This window comes from Ruegeria sp. AL7 (assembly GCF_056536105.1).
On the sequence record NZ_JBQFJF010000001.1, the window covers coordinates 2,792,130 to 2,806,447 of the forward strand.

General features: G+C 57.7%; 16 protein-coding genes. 8 read left to right on the forward strand and 8 right to left on the reverse strand.

Features of this window, described 5'->3' with window-relative positions; genetic code table 11:
• Positions 1 to 75: 75 nt before the first annotated feature.
• From ACR3E2_RS13985 to ACR3E2_RS14000, 4 genes are all read left to right on the forward strand, one after another.
• A complete protein-coding gene (locus ACR3E2_RS13985; RefSeq protein WP_480483875.1) occupies positions 76 to 639 on the forward strand; it encodes a helix-turn-helix domain-containing protein in 564 nt (187 codons plus the stop codon).
• Complete coding sequence (locus ACR3E2_RS13990; protein ID WP_480483876.1) at positions 636 to 905, forward strand: CBU_0592 family membrane protein; 270 nt, start codon at positions 636 to 638, stop codon at positions 903 to 905. The genes ACR3E2_RS13985 and ACR3E2_RS13990 overlap by 4 nt, the downstream gene beginning before the upstream one ends.
• Before the next feature lie 93 nt (positions 906 to 998).
• Positions 999 to 1,853 carry a 3-mercaptopyruvate sulfurtransferase gene (gene sseA, locus ACR3E2_RS13995; RefSeq protein ID WP_480483877.1) on the forward strand — a complete coding sequence of 285 codons (855 nt, stop codon included), beginning with the start codon at positions 999 to 1,001 and terminating at the stop codon, positions 1,851 to 1,853.
• Positions 1,853 to 3,037 carry an amino acid aminotransferase gene (locus ACR3E2_RS14000; RefSeq protein ID WP_480483878.1) on the forward strand — a complete coding sequence of 395 codons (1,185 nt, stop codon included), beginning with the start codon at positions 1,853 to 1,855 and terminating at the stop codon, positions 3,035 to 3,037. Before sseA ends, ACR3E2_RS14000 begins: the two co-directional genes overlap by 1 nt.
• Positions 3,038 to 3,108: 71 nt before the next feature.
• On the opposite strand, the gene ACR3E2_RS14005 is transcribed toward ACR3E2_RS14000, so the two are convergent.
• Both ACR3E2_RS14005 and ACR3E2_RS14010 read right to left on the reverse strand, forming a co-directional pair.
• Entirely contained in the window at positions 3,109 to 4,434 is a 1,326-nt protein-coding gene (locus ACR3E2_RS14005; protein WP_480483879.1) for an ammonium transporter, read from the reverse strand.
• Between the two features lie 33 nt (positions 4,435 to 4,467).
• Positions 4,468 to 4,806, reverse strand: coding sequence for a P-II family nitrogen regulator (locus ACR3E2_RS14010; protein ID WP_209507249.1), 339 nt, complete (start codon positions 4,804 to 4,806; stop codon positions 4,468 to 4,470).
• A gap of 259 nt (positions 4,807 to 5,065) precedes the next feature.
• On the opposite strand from ACR3E2_RS14010, the gene ACR3E2_RS14015 reads away from it, so the two are divergent.
• Positions 5,066 to 7,240: a transglycosylase domain-containing protein gene (locus ACR3E2_RS14015; protein WP_480483880.1), complete on the forward strand. Its 2,175-nt coding sequence runs from the start codon at positions 5,066 to 5,068 to the stop codon at positions 7,238 to 7,240.
• A gap of 74 nt (positions 7,241 to 7,314) precedes the next feature.
• Here the strand turns inward: ACR3E2_RS14015 and leuB are convergent, their stop codons facing one another.
• Positions 7,315 to 8,418, reverse strand: coding sequence for a 3-isopropylmalate dehydrogenase (gene leuB, locus ACR3E2_RS14020; protein ID WP_209507247.1), 1,104 nt, complete (start codon positions 8,416 to 8,418; stop codon positions 7,315 to 7,317).
• A 91-nt stretch (positions 8,419 to 8,509) separates the two neighbouring features.
• On the opposite strand from leuB, the gene ACR3E2_RS14025 reads away from it, so the two are divergent.
• A complete protein-coding gene (locus ACR3E2_RS14025) occupies positions 8,510 to 9,037 on the forward strand; it encodes a redoxin domain-containing protein (protein ID WP_480483881.1) in 528 nt (175 codons plus the stop codon).
• Between the two features lie 3 nt (positions 9,038 to 9,040).
• Here ACR3E2_RS14025 and ACR3E2_RS14030 read toward each other — a convergent pair whose 3' ends face one another.
• Positions 9,041 to 9,934 (reverse strand): LysR family transcriptional regulator, encoded by an 894-nt coding sequence (locus ACR3E2_RS14030; RefSeq protein WP_209599231.1) that lies wholly within the window; start codon positions 9,932 to 9,934, stop codon positions 9,041 to 9,043.
• Between the two features lie 84 nt (positions 9,935 to 10,018).
• On the opposite strand from ACR3E2_RS14030, the gene ACR3E2_RS14035 reads away from it, so the two are divergent.
• A complete protein-coding gene (locus ACR3E2_RS14035) occupies positions 10,019 to 10,921 on the forward strand; it encodes a Rossmann-fold NAD(P)-binding domain-containing protein (protein ID WP_480483882.1) in 903 nt (300 codons plus the stop codon).
• Here ACR3E2_RS14035 and ACR3E2_RS14040 read toward each other — a convergent pair.
• Positions 10,918 to 11,946, reverse strand: a complete 1,029-nt coding sequence (locus ACR3E2_RS14040; protein ID WP_480483883.1) for an endonuclease/exonuclease/phosphatase family protein — start codon at positions 11,944 to 11,946, stop codon at positions 10,918 to 10,920. The genes ACR3E2_RS14035 and ACR3E2_RS14040 overlap by 4 nt on opposite strands.
• On the reverse strand, positions 11,943 to 12,773 hold the full coding sequence (locus ACR3E2_RS14045) for a hypothetical protein (RefSeq protein WP_480483884.1): 831 nt from the start codon (positions 12,771 to 12,773) through the stop codon (positions 11,943 to 11,945). Before ACR3E2_RS14045 ends, ACR3E2_RS14040 begins: the two co-directional genes overlap by 4 nt.
• Before the next feature lie 105 nt (positions 12,774 to 12,878).
• On the opposite strand from ACR3E2_RS14045, the gene ACR3E2_RS14050 reads away from it, so the two are divergent.
• The gene (locus ACR3E2_RS14050; RefSeq protein WP_480492785.1) at positions 12,879 to 13,082 is read left to right on the forward strand and encodes a hypothetical protein; all 204 of its coding nucleotides are present in this window, start codon (positions 12,879 to 12,881) and stop codon (positions 13,080 to 13,082) included.
• A gap of 24 nt (positions 13,083 to 13,106) precedes the next feature.
• Here ACR3E2_RS14050 and leuD read toward each other — a convergent pair whose 3' ends face one another.
• Positions 13,107 to 13,712, reverse strand: coding sequence for a 3-isopropylmalate dehydratase small subunit (gene leuD, locus ACR3E2_RS14055; RefSeq protein ID WP_480483885.1), 606 nt, complete (start codon positions 13,710 to 13,712; stop codon positions 13,107 to 13,109).
• Positions 13,713 to 13,753: 41 nt separating this feature from the next.
• Positions 13,754 to 14,296 carry an HdeD family acid-resistance protein gene (locus ACR3E2_RS14060; protein ID WP_480483886.1) on the reverse strand — a complete coding sequence of 181 codons (543 nt, stop codon included), beginning with the start codon at positions 14,294 to 14,296 and terminating at the stop codon, positions 13,754 to 13,756.
• Positions 14,297 to 14,318 lie beyond the last annotated feature (22 nt).

The window sequence follows — 14,318 nt, forward strand, 5'->3', positions numbered from 1 at the left end:
ATTCGGGGTTCGTACGTTATAGCGCACGTAGCACATGTGCGTTATAACGTACAAGGTAAATCGCAGGGCGCGGGTATGGCTATGGACGACATTACGCTGAAATTACGGGATGTGCGGACAGCTTCGGGGTTGAGCCTGTCCAAAGTCGCCGAGATGACCGGGGTCAGCAAAGCCATGCTTGGCCAGATTGAGCGCGGCGAATCGAGCCCAACGATCGCCACGCTTTGGAAAATCGCCAAAGGCTTTCAGATACCGCTCAGCGGGTTGATCGACACAACGCTGGGCGATCCATCGGTCTTTCAGACTGTAACCTTTCCCGGCAGTATCGAGGTCAAGATCGTCTTTCCCTTCGATCCCGCACTGGGAGCCGAGACTTTTCACGTGAACCTTGCCGCGAACCAAAGCCACGAATCCCCGGCTCATGCCGCCGGGGTGACCGAGGAAGTATTTGTCCTCAGCGGTACTTTGGAAATTCTGCGTGGCGAGGAATGGGTGCCCTTACAGGCCGGGCAGGGGTTGCGCTTTGCTGCGGACCTGCCGCACGGGTATCGCGCCGGTTCGCAAGGAGCCGCGTTTCTAAACATGCATCACTATGCGCAACACACTGAATCTCCTGAAAATGGCACGGCCCAGATATGACGGCTATCTTTGACACACTTACCATCGTGGATGCCATCGGCTCATTCGGGGCGCTGATCGTGGTGGCGGCGTATTTCGCGACGCAGATGCGGATGATGAATTCCGATGACCTGGCCTTTCCGGTGATCAACCTGCTGGGGTCTGTCCTGATCGTCTTTTCGCTGCTTGAGAATTTCAATCTGGCCTCGATGCTGATCGAAGGGTTTTGGATTGTGATCAGTGTCATCGGCATCATCCAGCATTTCCGCCTGCGCAAGGCGCGATAATTCCTGAGGTCAACAAGCGCTAGCGCTATCCAGCCTTGAACGCCCATGCCACGGGGTATAGGGAAACCCCAAGCTCGCTTAGGGGAGGCTTTGATGCAGGACGATCCAAAAACCCTCGTATCCACCGAATGGCTGGCCGCGCATATGAAAGACCCGGATCTGCGGATTCTGGACGGGTCGTGGTATTTGCCCGCGCAAAACCGTGATGCCAAGGCCGAATATGATGCCGGGCATATCCCCGGAGCACGGTTCTTCGATATTGATGAGATATCAGATCACCGTTCCGACCTGCCTCATATGGCACCACCGGTCGAAAAATTCATGTCACGCCTGCGGGCCATGGGTGTCGGTGATGGTCATCAGGTTGTGGTTTATGATGGTGCCGGGCTGATGTCCGCAGCGCGCGTTTGGTGGCTGTTCCGTCTTATGGGGCAGGAAAACATCGCGGTTCTGGATGGGGGGTTGCCAAAATGGCAGGCCGAGGGGCGCGAGATCGAGGATCTGCCTCCGGTCATTCGCGACCGCCACATGACTGTTCGCGTGCAAAACCAGCTTGTCCGGGACGTCACGCAAGTTTCCGCCGCCGCCAAGCTGGCAGATCACGAGATCATCGATGCCCGCTCGGCCGACCGGTTTGCCGGAACCGCACCCGAGCCGCGCGAAGGGCTGCGTTCGGGCCATATTCCCGGCTCGCGGAATGTGCCCTTTGGGCAGTTGTTGAACGCCAACGGAACAATGAAGTCGCCCGAGGACTGCCGCGCCATATTCGAGGCTGCAGGTGTCGATCTGTCGAAACCGGTGATCACCTCTTGCGGGTCTGGCGTCACGGCCGCGATTCTCAGCCTTGCGTTGGAACGCATGGGCAAGAAAGACCACTCGCTTTATGACGGCTCCTGGGCTGAATGGGGTGCCTTCCCGACCCTGCCCGTCGCAACCGGAGAGAACTGATGTTCGAGAACCTGAAACCGCAGCCCGCCGACAAGATTCTGGCGCTGATGCAGATGTACCGCGAAGACCCGCGCGATCAGAAGATCGATCTGGGTGTTGGTGTCTACAAGAATGCCGAAGGCGTGACGCCGGTAATGCGCGCGGTGAAAGCCGCCGAACAGCGCATCTGGAAAGAACAGGAAACCAAGGCCTATACCGGTCTGGCCGGTGATCCGGCCTATGCGGATGTGATGATCGGTTTGATTTTGGGTACTTCTGTGCCACGCGGCAACATCGCCGCAGTGGCGACACCGGGAGGCACCGGTGCCTGCCGTCAGGCGTTCGAGTTGATCCGGATGGCGAACCCTTCGGCACGTGTGTTTGTGTCGAACCCGACCTGGCCCAACCATCTGTCGATCCTGAATTACCTTGGGATGGAAACGGTTCAGTATCGTTACTTCGATGAAGAGACCCGGGGCGTCGATTTCGATGGGATGATCGCAGACCTGAAAACCGCCAAAGCGGGTGACGTGGTTTTGCTGCATGGCTGCTGCCACAATCCGACCGGTGCCAATCTGAACATGGTGCAATGGCAGGAGGTCGTGAACCTGATCAATGCGCTGGGCCTCGTTGCGATGATCGACATTGCCTATCAGGGCTTTGGTGACGGTCTGGAAGAGGATGCGCAAGGCGTGCGACTGGTGGCGTCATCGGTAAAGGAATGTCTGATTGCGGCGTCATGTTCGAAAAACTTCGGCGTCTATCGTGAGCGCACCGGGTTGCTGATGGCCGTCAGTGACAACGCGGCTGAAACGGCGTTGAATCAGGCCACGCTGGCGTTTTTGAATCGCCAGAACTACTCCTTCCCGCCGGATCACGGCGCGCGCGTGGTGACGACCATTCTTATGGATGAGGCGTTGCGGGCAGACTGGGCAACTGAGCTGGAAGAGGTTCGCCTGTCCATGCTGGGCCTGCGCCAGCAATTGGCTGACGAGTTGCAGCGTCTGGCCGGATCCGACCGGTTTGGGTTCATCGCCCAGCACCGCGGCATGTTCTCGCGCTTGGGTGCGGCCCCGGAACTGGTCGAGAAACTGCGCGTTGAACACGGTATCTACATGGTCGGCGACAGTCGCCTGAACATTGCCGGGCTGAACGCAGCGACTGTGCCGATTTTGGCCAAAGCAATAGTGGATGTCGGGGTGTAGACGCAGACGCGACATTTGAAACGAAAACCCGGGCGCGAACGCCCGGGTTTTTTGTCAGGTGAAGGCAAGGCTTAGCCTTTCGAGAATTCGGGGTATGCTTCCATTCCCAGTTCAGCCATGTCGAGGCCGTTGATCTCATCCTCTTCGCTGACACGGATGCCGACGGTGGATTTCAGGATCGCCCACAGGATCAGTGCGCCGACAAAGGTGAAAACGCCGTATGCGACGATGCCCAGAAGCTGCGAGCCCAGGCTCGCGTCACCGTAGAAAATGACGGCGATGGTGCCCCAGATGCCACAGAACAGGTGAACCGGGATGGCACCGACAACATCATCGATCTTGAGCTTGTCCAGCATCGGGACCGCGAAGACCACGATGATACCACCCACGGCGCCGATCCACAGGGCACCGAACAGGGTCGGGGCCAGCGGCTCGGCCGTGATCGAGACCAGACCGGCCAGTGCGCCGTTCAGCACCATCGTCAGGTCAGGCTTCCTGTACAGAACCTGGGTCAGGATCAGCGCTGCAACCGAGCCCGAAGCCGCGGCCATGTTGGTGTTGGCAAAGATGCGTGACACGTCCGATACATCGCCCACGGTTCCCATCGCCAGCTGCGAGCCGCCGTTGAATCCGAACCAACCCAGCCACAGGATGAACGTTCCCAGGGTCGCCAGTGCCAGGTTAGAGCCGGGCATCGGGTGAACTTTGCCATCTTTGTACTTGCCGATCCGCGGGCCTAGGATAAGGGCCCCTGCCAGCGCAGCCCAGCCACCGACCGAGTGTACGATGGTCGAACCGGCAAAGTCTGAGAAGCCCTTGGCATCCAGCCAGCCGCCGCCCCATTTCCATGAACCGGAAATCGGGTACATGATGCCTGTCAGCACGATGACGAAGATCAGGAAAGGCCAAAGCTTGATCCGTTCCGCCACGGCGCCGGAAACGATGGATGCGGTCGCGGCCACGAACACAAGCTGGAAGAAGAAGTCTGAACCGACCGAAGCATAGTCCAGTGCCGCATCCGCCGGCGCAACACCAACCGCATCAAGCGTTGTGGTCGAAAAGAACGGGCCAAGCCAGCCCGTGATGGACCAGCCGTCGCCTGGATACATCAGGTTGAATCCGATCAGCCAATACATGATTGCGGCAAATGAAAACAATGCCACGTTCTTGATCATCTGCATGGCAACGTTCTTGGATCGCACCAGACCGCCTTCCAGCATGGCAAAACCTGCAGCCATGAAGAAAACAAGAAAGCCCGCCATCAGAAACAGAAGCGTGGTAAAGATATACTGGGTGTGCTGTGCCGCTTCGCCGGTTGCGGCGGCCTCTTGCGCAAGACCCATCTGCGGCAGCGCAACAATGGCGGCGGCAGGGATGAGAGATTTCATCAGGTTCATTGTCAGTCCTCGAATGATTGTGAGTGGGCGCACTTACAGCGCGTCCTCGTTGGTTTCCCCGGTACGCACACGCATCGCCTGTTCGACATCGAGGACAAAAATCTTGCCGTCACCGATCTTGCCGGTTTTGGCGGTTTTGGTGATGGTCTCGACGATCTGGTCGGCCATTGTCGCAGGCACCACGATCTCAAGCTTGATCTTGGGCACGAAGTTCACCGCATATTCGGCACCACGATAGATTTCGGTGTGACCGGACTGTGAGCCGAAGCCCTTGATCTCGGTTACCATCATGCCGCGCACGCCAGCCTCGGTCAGTGCTTCGCGCACCTCCTCCAGCTTGAACGGCTTGATTGTCGCAATGATCAGTTTCACGTCTTTCCCCTCTGATTGTCCGGTGGGACCGGCTTGTTTGCACCTGCAGAAAAAAAGCGCGCCGCGGCGCAGTAAGAAACGCTTTCGGGGCCAAAACCTGTCGGAAAATAATGCGAAGTTGCACAATTTTTGCACAACACAGCCGTTGCGACTAATAATTGAGCACTATAGAGAGGGGAAATTCCGGAAATTCGGACCTCTACATACTGCGGTTGTCGAGGTATGGTGACCAAAAAGTATAACCGGGCAGAGTTTGAGCATGACTGAGTCCAAGCGCCGCAAGCCGACATTGGTCGCGGATAGACGGTACCCTTCAAAGGGCCGAAAACCGGCGGCGACCAAATGCGCGGCGGGCAAGAAATCGACGGCGCGCAAAACGGCCACGCGCAAAACCACACGCAGGAAAACCCGCAAGTCATCAGGGGGCAAAGGCGGTGGTATCTTTCGCCGTTTGTTCCGGTGGATCTGGCGGCTGATCTGGGGCCTGACCTGGCGTGTCGGTGCGATTTCGGCCATGCTGCTCGCGCTGGCGGTGGGTATCGTCTACGCCACGTTGCCGGATGTGGATGCCTTGCTGGATGGGCGTGCGCGGGGGTCCGTGACCTTGCTGGATCGTGACGGCAAGGTCTTTGCCTGGCGTGGTGATCAGTTTGGTGGCGTGATCACGGCCGATACCGTGTCTCCGCATCTGAAAAACGCGGTTGTCGCAACCGAAGACAAACGATTTTACCGGCATTTCGGGGTCAGCCCGCGTGGTGTCGCCAGCGCGGTCAGCATCAACCTGAAAGAAGGCCGCGGGCCTTTGTCCGGGCATGGCGGATCGACGATCACGCAACAGACCGCGAAACTGCTGTGTCTGGGTGTTCCCTATGATCCCAGCGATTGGGATTCCGAGGCCGCGTATGAGGCCGACTGCCGTCAGGGTTCCTTGTGGCGCAAGGCCAAGGAGGCTGTCTATGCGCTGGCAATGGAGGTGAAATACTCCAAGGACGAGGTCCTGACGATCTACCTGAACCGCGCCTTTCTTGGCGCAGGCGCGCGTGGGTTCGAAGCCGCAAGCCAGCGCTACTTTGGAAAATCTGCCGCCGAGGTTTCGCCCGCAGAGGCCGCGATGCTGGCTGGTCTGCTGGTTGCGCCTACACGCTATGCGCCGACCAACAACCTGCAACGGTCTCAGGATCGGGCGCGGCTGGTTATCGGTCTGATGGAGGATCAGGGATATCTGACCGCCGCACAAGCCAGCGAAGCGCGTACGCGCCCGGCGCAACTGTCTGAAGCGGCTGCTGCCCGAGCGGGCGGCTATTTCGCAGATTGGGTTGTTTCGGAACTTCCCAGTTATTTTGGCGACAACACAACCGAAGATGTTGTGATTCAGACGACTTTGGATCAGCGGATTCAGCGATCGGCGGAAGAGGCTTTGCAATTCATCTTTCAGGAAAAGGTGCGCGAAGGCTCCAAGGCGCAGGCGGCCATCGTGGTTATGTCCGCGGACGGAGCGGTAAGAGCCATGGTCGGCGGCCGAGAAACACGGGTTGCCGGGGTGTTCAACCGGGCCACCATCGCCAAGCGCCAAACCGGTTCGTCCTTCAAACCTTTTGTCTACGCCACCGCGCTGGAACTCGGCTATTCGCCGCTGGATACGGTGATGGATGAACCTTACTGCGTGGACATTCCCGGGTCCGGTCAATGGTGCCCCAAGAACTATACCAACAAGTACTACGGGCGCGTGTCACTGGCGGATGCGTTGAAGAACTCGCTGAATATTCCGGCGGTGAAAGTTGCCGAGATTTCGGGTTTGGATAACGTCCGCACCGTGGCCAGTGGTTTTGGCATTGCCAGCGATCTGGCGCAAGGTCCGGCCTTGGCGCTGGGCGCGTCGGAAAGCACGCTGATTGAGATGACGGGGGCTTATGCAGGTATTCTGAACGGCGGCTCTGCCGTTGAACCTTATGGCCTGACCGAGTTGAAGCTACTGGGTGATGAAGCACCTGTCATGGTTACGACAACCGGTATCGGTGAACGGGTGATTAACGACGCGGCTGCCAAACAGCTGACATGGATGATGGAACGTGTGGTGTCCGAGGGCACAGGTGGACGGGCCAAGTTGCCCGGCTGGCAGGTGGCGGGCAAAACGGGCACAACCCAGGCGGCGCGGGATGCATGGTTCATCGGGTTTACTGCGGATTACGTAACCGGCGTTTGGATGGGCTACGACGACAACACGCCCCTATCTGGTGTGACCGGTGGAGGTTTGCCCGCGGAAATCTGGAGAGAAACCATGCTGCGAGTCACCGAAGGGATGACACCGACACCCTTGCCGATGATGGCACCAGCGCCGCCGGTTCAGGTCGCACAGCCACAACCGCGCCGAAAGCGCGGAGGCTTTGCCGATGATATCAACAATCTTCTGAAGAATATTTTCGGTGGAAACTAGAGCCTTCTCTGAGGGAAAAAACGAAAAAGGCGGTGCATCGGGCACCGCCTTTTGTCATTTCGCTGTTTCGTGTTTCAGACGCTGGCATCCAAGGCCGCAAGGATCGCGTCGCCCATTTCAGTGGTTGATACGGGCTGAACGCCCTCATCTGCAAGCAGGTCGCCGGTGCGTACACCATCGGCCAGTACTTTCTCGATCGCGGCCTCCAGACGATCCGCTTCTTCGCCCTGATCAAAGCTGTAGCGCAGGGCCATAGCAAAGCTGAGGATACAGGCGATCGGGTTGGCTTTGCCCTGACCGGCGATATCCGGGGCCGAGCCATGGACGGGTTCATACATTGCCTTGGGCCGACCATTAGCCATCGGCGCGCCCAGAGAGGCCGAAGGCAACATGCCCAGCGACCCGGTCAGCATCGCGGCGCAGTCGGACAGGATGTCACCGAACAGGTTGTCGGTCAGGATCACATCAAACTGTTTCGGTGCGCGCACAAGCTGCATCGCGCCGTTGTCAGCGTACATATGGCTCAGCTCAACTTCGGGGTAGTCCGCTGCGACGCGGGTGACGACTTCGCGCCACAGGATGCCCGATTCCATGACGTTGGCTTTTTCCATCGAGCACAGCTTTTTGTTGCGGCGCATTGCCAGTTCAAAAGCCGAGCGCGCGGCGCGTTCGATCTCGGATTCGGTGTAACGCTGGGTGTTGATGCCGACGCGTTCGTTGCCTTCCTCGAAGATGCCGCGCGGCTCACCGAAATAGACGCCCGACGTCAGTTCGCGCACGATCATGATATCCAGACCGGCAACGATGTCTTTCTTCAGCGAAGAGAAATCGGCAAGCGCGTCAAAACACTGCGCGGGGCGCAGGTTCGAATACAGGTCCATTTCCTTACGCAGGCGCAGCAGGCCACGTTCGGGTTTCAGGCTGAAATCCAGATCGTCGTATTTCGGACCGCCGACGGCGCCCAGCAGAACCGCGTCAACCTCTTGCGCCTTTGCCATGGTCTCATCGGACAGAGGCTTGCCGTGGGCGTCATAGGCGGCACCACCCACCAGGTCCTCGCTCACGTCAAATTGAAGACCACGATTGGCACCGAACCAATCGATGATTCTGCGCACTTCGGCCATAACTTCTGGGCCAATTCCGTCTCCGGGCAGGATGAGGAGCGAGGGGTTGGGCATGAAGGGTCTCCTTGCGTTTTGTTGCACAGGCCCTAGCGTCTGCGCAGCATCGGGTCAATGAGACAGACCTGTCAAAACACAAGGAAAACACATGCTGACACCCGGAAATCTGGTTCCTGCGCTGAAAATTGAAACTGTCGCCCATGGCAGTTTCGACCTCGAGACCAACAAGGGCGAAAACGGAACGCTGGTGATTCAATATCGCGGATTGCATTGCCCGATCTGCATCAGGCAGATGACCGAGGCCGAGGCGGCGCTGGACGATTTCGCGGCGCTGGGTGTCGAGGTTATCATGATCACCACCGATACCGCCGAACGTGCCGCTGAAACCGCAGCAAAAGCCAATGTTTCCCGCCTGCGTGTAGGCCACAGCCTGCCCCTGTCTGAGGCACGGGAGGGTTGGGGGCTGAACATCTCGACCAGGCGCGAAGGCAGTGCCGAACCAGACCTGTTTGCGGAACCCGGACATTTTTACATCGCACTTGACCGGACGCTTTATTTTGGGTGGCAGCAGACCACGCCTTTTGGACGTCCGTCGATGTCGGATATCGCGGGTGGTCTGAAGTTCACTTTGGGCAATAACTACCCGGCGTGCGGAACGTATACGGGCCCACTTTGATCCTCAGAGGCTGGCCTTGAGCCCTTCTGCCAGCAAATCCCAGACCCTGCGGATACGTGGGGTCTGGCGCATGGCCTGCGGCGCAGCCAACCACACGGGCAGAACCGGGATTTCAACATCCAGCGGCAAGATTTCGACATCCGGGTCGGCTTCTGCCATCTGGACCTGACTGAAGCCAATGCCGCATCCCGCGCGGATCAGTTCCCAATAGGCGCTTTGCAGGTCGCAGCGGGTCGCAAAACTGTTGCGGCTTGCGGGCCATCCTTTTTCGCGCATGGCCTTGATGATTTCCTGATTGGCGTCAAACCCCACAAGGTCGTGGGAAAAAAGTTCCTCGGGTGTCTTGGGGCGTCCCTTACGGTCGAGATAGGACCTGGCCGCGCAGAAGCATAACGGCACCTCACCCAGATAACGCGAAATGATATCCATTTGCGCGGGGCGATACATGCGAACGGCAATATCTGCCTCGCGGTACAACAGGTTTTCCGTGGTATCGGTGGCGACCAGCTCAAGTTGAATGGCGGGTTCCTGCCTTCGGATATTCGCCAGAATCGGTGGCAGCAAGTGATGCGACGCGAAGACCGAAGCGGTGATGCGGACCGAGCCTTCAAGCTGCTGCGACTGCCCTGCGGCGGCAAGGCTGAAGGCAGTCATGGCGCTGTGCATTTGCTGCGCCATTGGCAAGAGTTGGGAACCTGCCACGCTCAGTTTTAGGCCACGCGCGTGCCGGTCGAACAAGGATACGCCCAGTTCGGTCTCAAGGCTTTGTACTTGCCGCCCCAATGTGGGTTGGCTGCGATCAAGGTGCCGAGCAGCGGCAGACAGGGATCCTGTTTCGGCCACGGCCAGAAAGCTTTGGATCAGAGACCAATCCGCATGTGTCAGTGCTTTATCCATTCATAATTGAATACACATTCTACATTTCCCGGCAATTCCATACGTGCATTGAATGGATAGATTGGTCTGAAACAGGAGGCATCAATGACACAAACTGCTCTGATACTCGGCGCGTCGGGCCGGTTTGGGCGCAATGCTGCAAAGGCGTTTCGGAATGCGGGTTGGACCGTGCAGACATTCCGTCGCGGGTCCGGTTCTCTTTCCCAGGCGGCAAAAGGGGTGGATGTCATCGTAAATGGGTGGAACCCGCTCTATCCTGATTGGTCGCGTGAAATGCCCGACCTGACCAGACGCGTGATAGACGCCGCGTCCGAGACCGGAGCCACCGTATTGGTTCCCGGCAACGTCTATGTGTTTGGAGTGGACACGCAAGGCCCATGGTCCGGCCTTACACCGCACTTGGCCACCAATCCGCTTGGCCGTATCCGGATTGAAATGGAGGAGGCGTATCGCGCTTCAACCGTCAGAACGATCCTTCTGCGAGCAGGCGATTTCATTGACACTGAGGCATCTGGAAACTGGTTCGATCAGGTCATGATCAAGCATCTGTCGCGCAATCAATTCGTGTATCCCGGAGATCCGGAGGCCCCGCACGCCTGGGCCTATCTGCCTGATCTGGCCCAAGCTGCCGTCGCGCTATGTGAAATCCGAAAGGATCTGCCGCGGTTCTGCGATGTTCCTTTTGCTGGCTACACCCTGACCGGAGCTGAGATCGCGCAGTCTCTGACGAGAGTGACCGGGCGGGACATATCCGTGAAGCCTATGCAATGGTGGCCATTGCAGCTGGCGCGACCATTCTGGCGCATGTCCTCACACCTGATTGAAATGCGGTACCTGTGGCAGGTGCCACATCAGTTGGACGGATCGTACCTGACCGAGTTGCTGGGTTCCGTGCATCAGACAGATCTGGATGATGCATTGCGTTCTGCGATCTCACCCAGCCTTGTGTCTTTGCCCTATGCGAACGGAGAGTCGGTCACGCCTTAGGGCAGGGTGACGTCAATCCAGACCAATCGGTGCCTGCTGGCGCGCAGGGCGGATTCGTATAGCTTGGTGCCTTCTTCCGGCCACGTTACACCGGCATCCGAAATGCGCAGGTCGGCCGACGGCAACACATAATCCACGCGCATTTCACCCGTGGCCTTCCACGCGACCGTTGAGGTCGAACCTGACGGGTCTTTCGGCAGCGGGTCTTGCAAACGCGGATGGGCCAGAAGGGACTGAATGGCCTGTTTACGGCCCTTTCCACGCGTTGGGTCAAGGTTGGCATCGCCGGCGATTACGAAGGGACCTTTGGGAACTGGCCTCAGTTCACCGTTCAGTAAAACGGACCAGAGCCTGATCTCATCCTGGTTGCGCAATCCGTTTCGATCCTCGGGCCCATCGAAAACGGGTGGCGCGGCATGAAAGGTCATGAGATTGAGCCGCCCATAAGGGGTTTCGATCGGTACAACCCAATGTGCGGTCGAAGACAGGCGTTGTATCTGATGTGCCGCGTCAGACGGGAAGGGGTGCCCGTTTGCTCTAGGCAGGATGGCGCCCGGTAAACTCCGCCACAACAGCTCGGAATAATCCTGAACCTCAGCGGTGATGATTTCGTATCGCGACAACACCGCCAGCCCACCTTGACCTGTGAACTGCCCCCAGCCTTGGGCGTCGCCGGGGCCTTGGGTCTTGCCATCACCGTCCAGATCAAGCGAGGTTTCCAGCCCGGCATTGGGTTGTGCGGCAAGGTAATATCCGTAATCAAGCCCCGCGTTGCGCAGCTTCCCGGTCAGGGCGATTACAGCAGTATTGTTCAGGTCCCAATCGATACCCTGAAGGGCGATTATGTCAGGGCGTGCCGATGCAATAACGTCAACAACGGCCAGAACCTGCGCGTCATCGCGTTGAATGTCGCGAAGCAGTAGGCCAGGACCTTTTTCGCTGAGCTCGGTATTATAGGTGGCGATACGCACGACCTCTGCCTGTGCCGCAAAGGGCAGCAATAGCAGACATAGGGTGCGGATCATGCGGCCTGTGTTGACTCGCTGGTCGAATAAGCGCGGCGTTTTTCCATGATCAAGCCCGCGATCCTAAGGGTCGCCATGCCGCGCATGATCATGCTGGCGGGCAGGAAGGCCCATGCGCTCATGGTCCAGATCAAGGTCTGTGGGTTCCCGAGAGAGATCGGGGCGATCACACTGCTCATCAACTTGATTATCGCCGGAATGAGGAATGGCAGCAGAATGCCGATACAGATGTTCAGGCGGCCATCCCGTTGAAGGCGCGTAACGACATCGCCCCCTTTGGTCGGGTCAAACAGCGGCAGGTTTGTCCAAACATTGAAGGCGCCATTTCCGGTTGGCCATCCCCGAACCCTGACCGCATAGGCAAAGCTGACAATCGTGACCAATGCCGCGACATAAGCCACGCTGGCCGTGATGCGGACCAGTTCAATCAAGGCGTGGCTGGCATCCGGGGGCAACATCAACACGATGAGGCGCACCGGAGAATAGGGGAAGTCCACCACATTTGCGACAGCCAAACCAACCGAATAAGAGAATGTGGTCAACTGCGTTGGTTCAAAGGCGTTTTTGCAGATCAGCGTCAGAAAGGTGACCATCGACATCAGGCCGACAAACCGAAGGCGATTGACCGGGGGCGCGTCGCGGAATTCGATGAAGCTGGGAAAGGCGGAATTGTATTCGGCAAAGGTCAGGATAAACGCGAGGATCGCGAGAAAGACCAGTATCTCGGTCCCGTTCGTAGATGAGACAGGCAGGTACAACGCAGGTGTCAGCACCATAAGTGCAACAAGTATACCGCGTATCGCCGCCCCTGTTGTGCGCGCAATCACTATCCGAACCCTTTTTCAAACCGGATCAGCCGATCTTTGTCGACTTGTTTCCAACTTGTGCCCGTCGCTTCGTCTGACGTTGACGGATGCCTCTTCAGCGTCAACATGAACGATAAGCGGCATTTTGCTCAAGCCGAGGTGCAGAAAACACGGGATTTCGGGCAAAAAGATGGCGCAACTGGTGCGGTATTGCATCATTTTCGACGCAAATCCGACGTGTATCTCAAATTGATATCCACATGTTGTGGTTTTCGAAAAATCAACCCCAAGAATGCGAGCGGGGCCGCCTTGGCGACCCCGTCAGGTTGAGTATCCACAGATTCGTCCCCAGAATCACACCCAGGGGCGGGCCTGACTGGCGTGATCCTCGAACTTGTCGATGTGATGATCTTTTTCCATCGTCAGCCCGATATCATCCAGACCATTCAGCAGGCAGTGCTTGCGGTGAGGATCGATTTCGAAATCGATCACGACGCCGTCCGATGTGGTGATCTGCTGGTCTTCCAGATGTACGGTCATGCGGGCGTTTTCGCCTTTATGCGCATCATCCATCAGGATCGCGTGGTGTTCTGCCCCGACAACAATCGGCAGAATGCCGTTCTTGAAACAGTTGTTGAAGAAGATGTCGGCAAAACTGGTCGAGATCACGACCTTGATGCCGAAATCCTTGATCGCCCAGGGCGCGTGTTCGCGTGAGGACCCACAGCCGAAGTTGTCGCCAGCAACCAGAATCTCGGCCTCGCGATAGGCGGGCTTGTTCAGGACGAATTCTTCATTCTCCTGACCGTCATCGTGATAACGCATCTCGTCGAACAGAACGACACCCAGGCCCGACCGTTTGATGGTTTTCAGGTGCACTTTAGGGATGATCATATCGGTGTCGATATTGATCAGCGGCATTGGGGCGGCCACCCCGTGGACTTTTTCAAACTTATCCATGTTCACACTCCTGCGGGAGAGGGCCGCGCCCAGACCCCGCGTTAAGCTTGTTTCGTTTCTTTTGGTGCGTCCTTGACGAAGAACGCCATGAAGACAAGGCCGAGCCCGTTAAAGATCATCTCGATCCCCAGCAGGATGCCCAGCAATTGCAGCAGCACTGAAGGGTCCATTGCAGCAAAGCGCCAGATCAGGATTGCAAGAACAATCGACATGATGCCCGAGACCAGCGTCGCCCAGAAATACTGTGTTCCACGCATCTGGAACGACAGGATCACGCGGGCAATGCCGCCAGCCATGAACAGGATCAGGCAGACGGTTGCCAGTGTCAGCGTTCCTTGCAGTGGGTGATCCAGAAAGGACCAGCCCAGAAACAGCATCACGACACCCATGATAAGTGACAGTATCTTGTTGCCGGTCCCTTCGACTGTGAAGCCGCCAACAACCTGCAATGCGCCCGAAATCAACAGCAATACACCTGTGAACACCGTCACGGTAATTGATGCCACGACCGGTGCGCCCAGCACAAAGATGCCGAACACGATGGACAGAAGTCCAAGCAATAGCCATTTTGTCCAGTCACTCATGTCTTCAATCCCTCAAATATCC